Source organism: Dictyobacter halimunensis, assembly GCF_036245075.1.
The window spans coordinates 3,118,526-3,130,600 of sequence record NZ_BSRI01000001.1; the positions used below are offsets into that span (position 1 = coordinate 3,118,526).

Annotated in this window: 10 protein-coding genes; 6 read left to right on the plus strand and 4 right to left on the minus strand. The window is 51.0% G+C overall.

Annotated features, from left to right (window positions below; genetic code table 11):
• Positions 1–12: 12 nt before the first annotated feature.
• The 4 genes from AABA21_RS12770 to AABA21_RS12785 form a co-directional block, all read right to left on the minus strand.
• A complete protein-coding gene (locus AABA21_RS12770; RefSeq protein ID WP_338250479.1) occupies positions 13–963 on the minus strand; it encodes a carbohydrate ABC transporter permease in 951 nt (316 codons plus the stop codon).
• A gap of 19 nt (positions 964–982) precedes the next feature.
• The gene (locus AABA21_RS12775) at positions 983–1,981 is read right to left on the minus strand and encodes a carbohydrate ABC transporter permease (RefSeq protein ID WP_338250481.1); all 999 of its coding nucleotides are present in this window, start codon (positions 1,979–1,981) and stop codon (positions 983–985) included.
• Between the two features lie 105 nt (positions 1,982–2,086).
• Positions 2,087–3,343 carry an ABC transporter substrate-binding protein gene (locus AABA21_RS12780; protein ID WP_338250483.1) on the minus strand — a complete coding sequence of 419 codons (1,257 nt, stop codon included), beginning with the start codon at positions 3,341–3,343 and terminating at the stop codon, positions 2,087–2,089.
• A 717-nt stretch (positions 3,344–4,060) separates the two neighbouring features.
• The gene (locus tag AABA21_RS12785; RefSeq protein WP_338250486.1) at positions 4,061–4,861 is read right to left on the minus strand and encodes a cyclase family protein; all 801 of its coding nucleotides are present in this window, start codon (positions 4,859–4,861) and stop codon (positions 4,061–4,063) included.
• A gap of 177 nt (positions 4,862–5,038) precedes the next feature.
• On the opposite strand from AABA21_RS12785, the gene AABA21_RS12790 reads away from it, so the two are divergent.
• The 6 genes from AABA21_RS12790 to AABA21_RS12815 all read left to right on the plus strand — a co-directional run bounded on the left by AABA21_RS12790 (position 5,039) and on the right by AABA21_RS12815 (position 12,026).
• The gene (locus AABA21_RS12790) at positions 5,039–6,652 is read left to right on the plus strand and encodes an ISL3 family transposase (protein WP_338246816.1); all 1,614 of its coding nucleotides are present in this window, start codon (positions 5,039–5,041) and stop codon (positions 6,650–6,652) included.
• Between the two features lie 334 nt (positions 6,653–6,986).
• Entirely contained in the window at positions 6,987–8,306 is a 1,320-nt protein-coding gene (locus AABA21_RS12795) for a sulfatase family protein (protein WP_420917150.1), read from the plus strand.
• Between the two features lie 426 nt (positions 8,307–8,732).
• Positions 8,733–9,527 carry a 5-formyltetrahydrofolate cyclo-ligase gene (locus tag AABA21_RS12800; protein ID WP_338250491.1) on the plus strand — a complete coding sequence of 265 codons (795 nt, stop codon included), beginning with the start codon at positions 8,733–8,735 and terminating at the stop codon, positions 9,525–9,527.
• Positions 9,527–10,963 carry a purine-cytosine permease family protein gene (locus AABA21_RS12805; protein WP_338250493.1) on the plus strand — a complete coding sequence of 479 codons (1,437 nt, stop codon included), beginning with the start codon at positions 9,527–9,529 and terminating at the stop codon, positions 10,961–10,963. Before AABA21_RS12800 ends, AABA21_RS12805 begins: the two co-directional genes overlap by 1 nt.
• Before the next feature lie 303 nt (positions 10,964–11,266).
• Entirely contained in the window at positions 11,267–11,497 is a 231-nt protein-coding gene (locus tag AABA21_RS12810) for a hypothetical protein (RefSeq protein ID WP_338250496.1), read from the plus strand.
• 91 nt (positions 11,498–11,588) lie between these two features.
• Positions 11,589–12,026, plus strand: coding sequence for a hypothetical protein (locus tag AABA21_RS12815; RefSeq protein ID WP_338250498.1), 438 nt, complete (start codon positions 11,589–11,591; stop codon positions 12,024–12,026).
• Positions 12,027–12,075: the final 49 nt, after the last annotated feature.

The window sequence follows — 12,075 nt, forward strand, 5'->3', positions numbered from 1 at the left end:
AAGTCAGTAGACTTAGCCTTTCATGCCTGCGAACGCGGCATTGCTTTTGATAATTTGATTCTGGAAGATGGCAACGAGAATGAATGGCACGAGAGAGGCCAGGGAGGCGGCGGCAATCTGATCAACCAATGTCGTATCGCTGAGTTGGTACTGATAGAGTGCCAGGCCGATCGGTTCCCATCCTGATCGACTGAGGGTAAGTAATGGCCAGAGAAACCCATTCCAATCAGCGATAAATGAGAAGATCAACCCGACGACTAGAGCAGGCTTGATCAGTGGCAGGCAGATGCGCCAGAAAATCGTCCAGTGCCTGGCCCCATCCAGGCGAGCGGCCTCAACTAAATCTGTCGGAATAGTATCCATAAACAATTTGTAAATAAAAATACTCATGGCGTTGAACGCCCCTGGAAACCAGAGCGCGAAAGGTGTGCCAATGAGATTCCAATGGAAGATTGGGACATCGAGGATAGTGGCGTATTGCGTAATGAACAGAGCAATGCTGGGAACCATCAACGTACACATAAATAGGAATAAGAGCAGATTGCCAAACCTCGGCCGCAGCCGCGAAAAAGAGTAGGCAGCCGTCGTGGAGACCAGCGTGCCCAGCACCCAGCTGCCAACCGACAGGAATACCGTATTGAAAAAGGCCCGCGGCCAGTCTATTTGTGTCAGGGCATCCTGTATTCCCTGCCATGTTGGATGGAGAGGCCAGAAGGTCGGGGGTATCTGCGCCATTTCGAGCGGCTGTTTCAACGATCCGGTAAAAAGCCAGTAGAGTGGGAATGCGGTACTCAAGAGCACGCAAAGCATGAACGCGAACAGTATGTAGTAGACGATACGTACTTTCGGATTGCGCATCTCTATCGGCGAGATCAACGTACGCACCTGTGATTCCCGGGTGCGTCCTGGTGAACCACCACGCCGACGTCCTGGCGTACCAATCAAATCGGGAAGAGCAGCCATGTAGTTCAGCAACCTTTCTTTACTCCCGGGGCACATATCTATGGGTGGGGCGACCTTTGACCAATCCCAGGCTGGCGCGCATCAAGTAGAGATAATACATGGAGAGCATAGCCAGCACCACAAACAAAATCAGGGAAAGCGCACTGGCCGCGCCAAAGTCCCCTTCCCGGAAGGCGTAATTGTAGATCTGCAACACCACTGTCGTCGTAGCGTAAGCGGGTCCACCGCTGGTAAACAGGAACGGCTCATTGAAGACCTGCATCGTGCCCAGGATTTGCGCAATGAGCATAATGAGCATCAGGAAACGGATCTGTGGGAATGTCACATGCCAGATGCGCTGGAGAATACCAGCACCGTCAATCTCGGCCGCGTCATACAGTTCCACTGAGACACCCCGTAAGGCCGCGGTATAGAGCAGGAGCGAGCCTCCAAATCCTGCCCAGGTACTGTAGATGACCAGAGAGGGTAACGCCATCGTTGTGGAGTTCAGGAAAGGTTGCGGCACAATGTGGAGAGCTTCGAGGATGGTGTTCGCGAGACCTCCATCGGGCAGGTAGATCCACTTCCAGAGAATCGCCGCCGCGACTGGCGGCACAAAGGCTGGTAAGTAAAAAAAGAGGCGGAAGACGCTGGAACCCCTGCGTAGTTCGTTAACAATAATGGCGAGAATAATTGGTACGCAATAGCCAAAGATCAGCGCGTAGAGCATGTAAAAGGCACTATTTTTCCAGGCCGTCCAGAACTGTGGATCAGCCAGCACATACGTGAAGTTGCTCCAGCCGACCCAGCGGGATGGATTGATCAGGTCATTGTATTGAAACGCAAAGGTAAAGGCTTTGACGATTGGAACCATGGTAAACAGTGAGAAAAAGAGGACTGCTGGAAGCAGCCAGACCCAGCCAAACATATTTTCTATGAGCGTGCGCTTCTGGTAATTGCGACTCGCCTGAAGACGGCCCTGAGATTTTGCTGAGTTCACCGCGTATATAGTGCCTGGTGTATCATGGTATCTGGTCACAGTGCCCTCCAAATGAACTGTAATCTGCCTCGATGCAGAAAGCTCCGTGGAGAGAATGTCTCTGCCATGAGGAGCAAATTCGCCTTTCACGGAAGTTGCTGCTGACTACGATGCTGTCGTCAGATAACGGGACTGGAACGAACTGGCCGTATTCTTCAGAAGATTTTCGGGATCAGCGTTGGGATCGGTGAATATGGCTTGCATAACAGCATCCAGTTCACTGTAAAGATCTTGAGCGTGCAGGCGTGGTTCAGGCACCAGGGGAACAGAAGATTGGGCATACGCCGCATAATTTTGCAGTGGCAGATTCGCATATTTTCTCGTAATCGCATCATACTGCCTGGCGTAGCTGCCCGTGAACAGGTTGGCACCGGGGATACCAACCGGTTTGTTCTGCGCGACCTGTGCTTTGAGCTGATCCTCGTAGCTGTGCAGATCGAAGGATCGGTACGAGGTATAGAGCACAGCTCCCCTGATCGCATTGGCTGTTGACTTGCTATTGATCACCCAGAGGCCGCCACCGCCCAGAGCGCCGTGCTGACCGTTGTTTTGTGGCATCGGGCCCAGACCCAGGAAATCGAGGGAGCCTTTTCCACTATAGAGACTCCCCCATGAATCCCCTGCCCCGATGCACATGCCAGCCTTGCCGGTCGCAACGGCATTGGTGATATCACCCTGCTGGAAGGTAGCCGTTTGCATCTGCATTGATTTGTCGGTGAAGCGCATCTGCTGCAGCATGCGCAGGACTGCCACCCCTTGTGCACTATGAAAGGCCGCCGTTGCCTGTGTCCCTGCATAGAGTTCCACGACTCCGCCGGTGCTATAGAGCCAGTTGATAAAGTGCCAACCACCCTGGTTGCCGGCGGCGTTTTCCACAAAGCCAGAGACGCCTGTTTTCTCGGCAATGCGTCTGGCATAGGCGCGGAAATCATCCCAGTTCGTGGGTGGCTTGCTCGGGTCCAGACCCGCCTTCGTAAAGAGCGCACGGTTGTAGATCAACCCGAGCACATAGGCGTTCGCCGGCAAGCCGTACATGTGCCCGTTGGGGCCAGAAACCACCTGGCGAACGTCGGGGGAAAAAATATCTTTGAACGGGGTGGTATCGAAATCAGCCTGGATATCAGCGGCGATGTGATGCTCAATCATATACTGAGACTCGGTAAAGTAGGTATTGATCGCATCATCCGCCTGTCCGGCCGCAAACATTGGATAGAAGGTCGTCGGATCGAACTGGTAGCTATCACCAACGATGTTGTACTGTGGATGTGCCTTCTCAAACCGGGTCACAACTTCCAGCCAGCTTTGATAGCTTGCTGACCTGGGATTGACTTTGGGAGCACCGCTTACCTTCACCGACATCATATTCGAAGAAGGGCTTCTTCCTCCACAAGCGGCTAGCATGCCCCCAGCTGTAACGAGCCCAAGCGTGGCGCTGCACATGCTTTGTAGCATATGACGCCGAGACAAAGACATTGTTTCAGATGCATTGTTCTTCATAAGAGGTACCTTCTCAATAAGTAGAAAAACAAGCTCACAAAGCAATGAGGTGGCATGGAAAGAGCCTTCGTTTAGACATCATATAACATAAAATATTTTTTTATATTATATATTATTATATAAGTAAAATATTGTTATGTCAATAAAAAATATTTTGCATCTATTTTGATGCATTTATAGATAGGGCAAGAAACGGATTAATATCACATATTAAATATCCACATGAATAAAAAACGACTTGAAAAGCAAGTATCCATCGCCTGGCTGTCTAGATCGCAAGTTGTCACCCTGCCTCTGTAATTTCTGCCATATTTGCGGATGGAGCAATCTTTCGCACACTCTGGAGAGGAAAAGAACAAGGTGGAAGAAGTTTTCCTGCTAGCTTTGCGCTATGGTGTAGCTACTTGCAACGCGCTGATCCCACGACAAGCGATGTACGGATGATGGTGATGCATGCAATTGCAACAAACGCCCTGTGGCAGCTCGTACAAGAGCTGCCACAGGGCAGGAGTACACCTGATTTCCGTTATCGGATGCCATTTGCTCGTGGCAGATGGCATGTCCAACGTCCCGGCCTTCGTGCTATGATGCGATCGCGATCGGGCGAATGGGTGAACCTGTTCCTCCTTGAATTTTGAGGGGCAGACACACAAAAAGAAATTCATGTCGCTGATCTCGTGCCAGATCCTCCAGAAAGACATTTTCTAGAATATGGATACCATGACGCACAAGCAAAATAATATGGCCCGGCAGCGTCACATGAAGTTCGGGATCAACTTCGTTTAAGACATCCCATGCAACATTATCCGCGCCAACCGCTCTGACTTTCTGATCGGCCAGCCACTGAGAGGCATCACCACGAATGCCCGCACTCGCCAGATAGACCTCTGGATCTTTCCAGCGTGCACCATTGCCAGTACGAACCAGCACAACATCGCCTTCGCGAATCGTGACCTTCTGCTGACTGGCTGTCGCTTCAAGATCAGCGCGCGTCACATGCTGATCAGGCGCGATGACATCAACGCCCTGGTACTTCGCCACATCAAGTAACACGCCCCGGCACACGATTGGTGCGATCGTATCGACCCCCATTTCGGTAAATCCGGTCGAGGTTTGCACATGGGCGTTGACCTCACGTCCACCGTAGAGCCTCAGATTCTCGGCCTGATGGGTGAGGGCATCAATATGGGTCCCGGCGTGTTCAGCCATGTAAATATGGCCCGAGGCTCCTGTACGCGCCTCACCCAGCCCCGGCTCATGACGGCGATGCAACGTATAGACAAAGCCAGGTGCATGTGAAGGGAGAATCGGAGCTCCAAAATACCGTGGTTGCTCAAGATCATAAACCTGCGCATTCAATGCGCTTTGGAGTAAAGAATCCATAAAGATACATCCTTTCACACGAATATTACTTCATTCTAGAAGATATCTCCAGTGATGCTGCATAGTGTGTTAGCGCCGGGTGTATACTGGCTCATGAAACTTTTTGGTGAATGCCTGGCAATGTGATGGAAATCTGCTACACTTCTTTCATAAAGTGTGAGGAGACGTCGCAAAGGAATGCCAACAACTCCATTGCTCCCATTACCTGATGGATTGGAAATCATTTCCATCCGCGAGGAAGAAAACGACCTGGCGATACACATCATCTCAAAGCGCATCTGGTGCCTCTGCCCAGGCTGTGCTCAGTCTTCCCGGGCGATCCATAGCTATTACCGGAGACATCCGATGGAATTGCCTTGCACTGGGCGTGTGGTGAAGATCATTTTATCCGTGAAAAAATTCTTTTGCCGCAATCCTTCCTGTCAACGCAAAGTATTTACCGAACGCATTCCTGAATTGATTGAGCCCTCGTCTCGGTTGACGACTCGGTTACGTACACTTGTCCAGGCGATAGGGATCGCCTTCAACGCGAATGGTGGTGCTCGTTTAGGGGCACAAATGGGAGTTCAGGTATCCAGAATGACTGTCCTCTTTTCTCTACACCTCCTCCCCTTCCCATCTGTCGGCAAGATCACACGGGTCGGAATTGATGATTTCGCCTGGAAGCGTGGTGTCCGGTATGGTACCGTCCTGATCGATTTAGATTCACACGAGATCATCGATATTCTTCCTGACCGGGAAGCAGAAAGTGTGAAAACATGGTTGGCGTCGCATCCCGAAATCGAAGTGGTCAGCCGGGATCGCGGTGGAGCATATGCCGATGGAGCCGCTCAGGGAGCTCCTCAAGCGATCCAGTGTGCGGATCGATGGCATGTATGCAAAAATCTTGGAGATGCCGTTGAAAGCTACCTCAAACGGCAATCATTGTCCATTCCAGCACCTTCTGCGCCAGTGCTGACCTCAGCGAGCAAGGAAAAACCGACCTATGAACAACGGAGGCAAGAACGTCGTTCTCAAGCGACATTCGAGAGAAAACAAGAGATTGTCGAAAAGGTACGAGAAATGCACAAACAGGGAAGAAGTGGGCATGAGATTGCCGTTGATCTCGGGCTGGCTCGTGGAACGGTTCGGAAGTATCTTCAAATAGAGGGCCCTGTCCGTATTGCTCCACGCACACGAAAACCCAGCTTGCTTGATCCTTATTATGAGTATCTCTGTCAACGCTGGAATGAAGAGACCCCCACAGCACAGCAGCTTTTCGAAGAATTACAGGAAAAAGGATATCAAGGGGGGATCTCTATCGTCAAAGATGTGGTGACGCGCTTGCGTCGGGGGCTTTCCGGCATGAAATACCCTCCTCAATCCATTCAAACAAAAAAAATGCCTTCAATGCTTTCGGCAAGAGAGTTACGCTGGCTCCTTGCTAAAAAAGAGGACGATCTCACCGCTGAAGAAAAACAAGGCCTGACGAAGCTTTTCGAGAGTTCTCAAGAAGTTGGTCAACTCTATCGTTTCCTTCAATCATTTCTTCGTATGGTACGTGGGCTGAAGCCTGATCTGTTGAACGGATGGATGAAAGAAGTCCGTGAAAGTAAGATTCAAGAACTCGTCAGTTTTGTCAATGGGATTGACCGAGATTATGATGCAGTACGAGCAGGATTGACCTATGAATGGAGTCAAGGTCCAGTAGAAGGCGCTGTGAACAAAATCAAAACGCACAAAAGGCTCATGTATGGACGAGCGAGCTTCTCTCTGCTCCGAAAAAAAATGCTTCACCAAAAAGTTTCATGAGCCGCGACTACATCGGCATTGACAAGTGGACCTGTCAAGGGCTAAAAAAGCTGTTTGGGGGGGAAGGAAGGTCAAAGATAGCTCAACGCCTCCAGGAGCCGATCGAGTGGAACGTCAAACTGACGAAACCGTTCATTGGTGCGAGGATACCTGGAGCGATCGAGAGCAAATGTGTGGAGCGCGTGTTCTCGTCGTAAGGGAGCACGCGCTTTTGTGTGTGGAACATGTGGCGGCGTTACTTTGTGCGTGGTATTGTACTTTCAGGCATGAAGTAGCCAGCTGTCTCTATTTTGCACGATGTCATCAAACGTCGTTTTCTATGGAAGGGAAAAATATGGTTCGTCGGACACGTAAGATAGATCGTCCCAATGTGATTGTTTTTTTTACCGATCAGCAGCGCTGGGATACCTCAAGTATCTATGGCAATCCGCTGCACCTCACGTCGAATTTTGACCGGATGGCTCAACGGGGAACGCATTTCTATCATGCGTTTACTCCTCAACCAGTTTGTGGGCCAGCTCGTTCGGTGCTTCAGACCGGACGGTATGCAACAACGACCGGGTGTTATCGCAATGATATTCCTTTACCACGAGATGCGAAAACCATTGCCCATTATTTCCAGCAGGCGGGCTACGACACTGGCTATATTGGAAAATGGCATCTTGGGACGAAGGATCCGGTCGTTGAAGAGGAAAGGGGAGGCTATGACTATTGGCTTGCGTCTAATATTCTGGAGTTTACCTCAGGACCGTATGATACCACCGTGTATAACAATGACAATGCTCCGGTAAAGCTGCCGGGTTATCGCCCTGATGCTCTCACTGATGCAGCGATACGCTATGTCGATGCACACCAGCATCAGCCCTTTTATCTCTTCCTCTCTCATCTGGAGCCGCATCAGCAAAACCAACAGGATTATTTCCCGGCCCCAGATGGCTATCAAGAACGGTATGTGGGAGCATGGGTGCCACCTGACCTTGCGGCATTAGGAGGTTCGACCCAGCAGCACATTGCTGGCTATTATGGGCAGGTCAAGCGTGTCGATGAGGCATTTGGCCGACTACTGGACACGCTGAAGAGCTTAGCATTAGAAGAGAAGACGATCGTTCTCTACGCTTCTGATCATGGGTGCCATTTTAAAACACGTAATAGTGAATACAAGCGTTCCTGCCATGAAAGCTCGATTCATGTTCCCATGGCATTTCAAGGCCCTGGATTTGATGGTGGGAGATGTGTGAAGGAACTGGTGAGTCTCGTTGATATTGCGCCCACGCTTCTGGATGCGGCAGGCCTCGATATCCCTCAGGATATGCAAGGACATTCATTGCTTCCTCTAGCAAGAAATGAAGAGGATGATCGACCAGAGGATATGTTCATCCAGATAAGTGAGTCGCAAGTGGGGCGCGCTCTTCGCACACAGCGTTGGAAATACAGCGTTGTTGCTCCCGAGAAACATGGATGGAAAGATTCCCATGCGGATCGCTATGTTGAGCAATTTTTGTATGATCTTGAAGCGGATCCGTATGAACTGAATAATCTGGCTGGAAGAAAATCCCATGAAGAGGTGGCACACGGATTACGGGAACAGTTGAAAAAGAGAATGCAACTGGTAGGGGAGCAGGTACCTGATATTGTCTCTGCAGCTGAGGCTTGATGGTTCGTATTCGTGACACTTTTTGCAGATGAAGATAAGCACCAGACATGTTTGTGTGCAAACCTTCGGTGAAGCCCTGACTATCTGGTCGGGGCATTGCCCTGGCTTGTGCATTTTTGGCGAGGGGATAGTTAACTCAAGGAAAATTGTAGATGCCAATGCCGAAGTGGTGAAAGCTCATATTGAGTGCGTGTTGAGTGCTTGCCTATTATTCTTGCGTAATGTAATCTACAATATGAGTATATTTTGATCAGGAAAAAGACGCCCACACTTTTCTCGTGAGAGTCTATCCGGAAGGCTCAGGATATTTTTCACATCTGATCAAAGGTAGCGAAGAAGCTTTACCAACAGATATTCGTTGGTAAGGCTTTTTGTGTTTTCTAGCTGATCGGTTGGGAGCCAGATCGTTTGGAGGTATTGAGAACTATGACAATGCATGGGGATGGTGAAGAGCAAGCGCAAGAACAGCTATCCGGCACATTGACGCGCGACGAGATGCGGCAACATATCTGGCGTCAGCTGCGTCAGGTGGCGCGACCGGACTCGCGTTTCCACTGGGACTTCGCCGAGTTCATCGCCGACTACGAAGGGTCCGAGGAGGGTGCTCGACGTATCCAGGAGCTACCTGCCTGGCAGAATAGTCACCTGATGTTTATCACGCCGGACAACAATCTGGAGGTGCTGCGGCGCAAAGCAATAGAGGATGGCAAACACTTCGTGATGTCCACCTATGGTATTGCGCGCGGTTTTCTCTACGTCGACCCGGAGCGCATACCGGCCGCCCATCATGGTTGGGCAGCGACCCTGGATGGCATGGACCGCTTCGCACAACCCGTCGGATTGGCCGAGGTCGCGAAACTGGGCAAGTTTGACCTTCTGGTTACAGGAGCTTCGGCCATCAGTATATACGGCTTACGCTTTGGCAAGGGGCATGGCTACTTTGATCTTGAATGGGCCATGTTCTCTGAAGTACAGGCACTGACGGAGAATCCGACGGTGATTAGCGCGGGCCATGATTGCCAGATTATCGATGTGGAACTGGTCGGTTCGGAGTTCGATACACGTTCGGATCTCATTGTCACACCAACACGCACAATTATCGTCCCGGCATTCCATGGACATCGGCCCGGTCGCGTCTTCTGGGACCGCCTGGAGCCAGGGATGCTAGAACGTATTCCTCCTTTACAGGAATTACGGCAATTACAGGAGCAACAGCACTAATGAATACCCCACAAGAGACTCAGGCCGGTGCGCTTGAACAACGTGGCATTGAACTGGTACCTGCGAACGAGCGGCATGGACGTCCTCGTGACCTCTTTTTTCTCTGGTTGGGCACGAATGCCAATGTATTTTATGTCATTAACGGGGCAATCTTAATCTCCCTGGGATTATCTTTCTACCAGAGCCTGGGTGTTATTCTTCTGGGCAATCTGGCTTTCTTCTTACTTGGCCTGACCAGCGTACAGGGACCGAGAACGGGTACGGCGACTTTTGCGATTAACCGTGCCCCATTTGGTCCCAACGGAGGACGCTTGCTAGCATTTTTTAACTGGTGTACGCTGGTTGGTTTTGAGGGTTCGGGTCTGGCGCTGGCGGTGATCGCGATTCTGACACTGTTCCACGCGCTCGGTCTTCCGTTTAGTGATGCGGTCTGGTTTAAGGTTGTGGCAATTCTGGTGATTGCGGCGATTCAGGTCTATGTGCCGACACTGGGTCATGCGACGATTATGGCGATTCAGAAGGTGCTGGCCTGGGTATTTCTGGCTTTCTTTGCCGTTGTGGCGATCATGATTGCGGGGAAGGTTCAGGTGTCAGGCGGCCATGCCGGCTCGTTTGCAGACCTCACCATTGGTTTTGCACTGATGGTGTCCGCTGGAGGGATCTCCTGGGCAAATACCGGAAGTGATTATTCACGTTATCTGCCACAGAAAGTACGCTCTTCGTCAGTCATCTGGTCCTCGACGCTCGGCGGAATGATCCCGGCGGTGCTGCTGGAGATTCTGGGTGCAGCGGTAGCGACCAAATTACCTGGCGCGTCTGACCCTATCTCTGGTCTCCCATCGGCACTGGCTGCATGGTTCCTGGTGCCTTATCTGCTGTTGCTCTTCATCAACTTGCTCGCAGTAAACGCGATAGACCTGTATTCGTCTGGTCTGACATTGCAGACCATCGGTATACCGGTCAAGCGCTGGCAGGCGACGGCTATCGATATGGTGATCTGTATGATTCTGGCGGCCATCGCCATCTTCTCTTCGAGCTTTAATACGCTCTATGGTGAGTTTCTGGCTCTGCTGATTGTCTTTCTGGCTCCCTGGTGTGCGATCTACCTGGTGGATGCCTGGATGCGCCGTAATAGATACGACGCCGCTGGCCTGTTCACTCGTTTGAGCGGTCCGTACTGGTATAAGGGCGGTGTCAATCCTGCGGGTCTGATCGCTCAGATTGGGGGGATGATTGCCTCGGTGCTCTGGTTGAATTCATCGTTAGTGCAGGGACCCATGTCACATGTGTTCAACAACTCCGACATGAGCGTGTTTACGGGTTTAATCGTGGCTGGCGTGCTTTACTGGCTGCTTTCCCGTGCGAGGGTGGCACGTCAGAACAAGGCAGTGCAGCAAGAAGTAGCCGTTGAAGCCGATAGCGCAGGCGTTCGTTAGCCGGCCCTCTCACTATCCATAGAAGAAGACCGCCGCTTGCCTGCATTTCCAGTGGGCGGCTGGTCTTTTGCTATTGTTTTCATATCCGCAAACGCTTCGGGATCCAAGAGTTGCCCGATACGGCGTATGCTGTGACTAGACGCTGTTAGGAACGCAGGGTTCCATGCTCTTTCTCTGCATCCCAATGTATATGCGCACGCATTGCCCGCCCTCTTGCCCTTCAGAGCGCCTGGTGCACTGCAGACCACCGAATCGCTGGTGAGCTCTTCCCCTTTGAGGCGCACATCAGTTATACTGGCAGATATGGGAACTGCGTATGCTGGCCTTGGCGATGGTCAGAAGGCCTCTGAGGCTGCCTGTCAGCCATTGACTATTATTCGCCACGTGCGCTCGTTGAGTTTCCTGCAACGTGTCTATGCCTTGCGCTCGGCTCTTCAGCCCAGGGAAATGGCTACCTGGGTGCATGAGCCGGATCACCGTATCCATGAGGTATACAAAGAAATCACCACAGAGCCGGTTGCTTCACTACTCTAAAGGAGTGCTATGGTCGTTTCTCGCAAGCCAGTTCTATACATGATCGTGTCTGATACCTTTGACTTTGCGTATTTTTCTTTGAGGAGCATCTATGGGATCATCTATGAGTGTATGTATTGCCCGAGAGGATGTTACGCCTGAGGAGGTGAGAGCATTTGTTTTGGGGATGGGTGGCTATGGAGATGAGAATCCGAATGTGAGCAGCCTGATGTCTTCGGCACAGGGTTACATCATGATTTTTCCTGAAGCAGAGGTTATTCCTGTCTTAAGGGAAGACCATCCGAAAGATTTTCACTATGTGTGTACCGCACTCCCTGGCGAGCCACAATCGGCAATTACGATCGATATTGGTAGCCATGGCGACAGCCATGTGTTTGCTTTTTCCTTCGCGTATGCCTGTATGGAAAAGTGGCGTTCGAGTGTGCTCTATTTTGATGAGAGCGATCCCGTTGTTTTAACGCGGCAGATGATCGCGGATATCATCCGCAATAAAGGCGCTTACAAGAGTCAACCCTTTTCCTTCGAATAATGTTGCCATGGACCATAGTGTACTGAAAGGTATGTCGATTCATGCGATT

Excerpts from the sequence above, each read along its gene's own strand:
- AABA21_RS12795 (WP_420917150.1), top strand. The coding sequence starts at position 6,987 with ATGGTTCGTCGGACACGTAAGATAGATCGTCCCAATGTGATTGTTTTT.
- AABA21_RS12815 (WP_338250498.1), top strand. The coding sequence starts at position 11,589 with ATGGGATCATCTATGAGTGTATGTATTGCCCGAGAGGATGTTACGCCT.
- AABA21_RS12785 (WP_338250486.1), bottom strand. The coding sequence starts at position 4,861 with ATGGATTCTTTACTCCAAAGCGCATTGAATGCGCAGGTTTATGATCTT.
- AABA21_RS12780 (WP_338250483.1), bottom strand. The coding sequence starts at position 3,343 with ATGATGTCGGTGAAGGTAAGCGGTGCTCCCAAAGTCAATCCCAGGTCA.
- AABA21_RS12810 (WP_338250496.1), top strand. The coding sequence starts at position 11,267 with ATGGGAACTGCGTATGCTGGCCTTGGCGATGGTCAGAAGGCCTCTGAG.
- AABA21_RS12790 (WP_338246816.1), top strand. The coding sequence starts at position 5,039 with ATGCCAACAACTCCATTGCTCCCATTACCTGATGGATTGGAAATCATT.
- AABA21_RS12800 (WP_338250491.1), top strand. The coding sequence starts at position 8,733 with ATGACAATGCATGGGGATGGTGAAGAGCAAGCGCAAGAACAGCTATCC.
- AABA21_RS12805 (WP_338250493.1), top strand. The coding sequence starts at position 9,527 with ATGAATACCCCACAAGAGACTCAGGCCGGTGCGCTTGAACAACGTGGC.
- AABA21_RS12770 (WP_338250479.1), bottom strand. The coding sequence starts at position 963 with ATGGCTGCTCTTCCCGATTTGATTGGTACGCCAGGACGTCGGCGTGGT.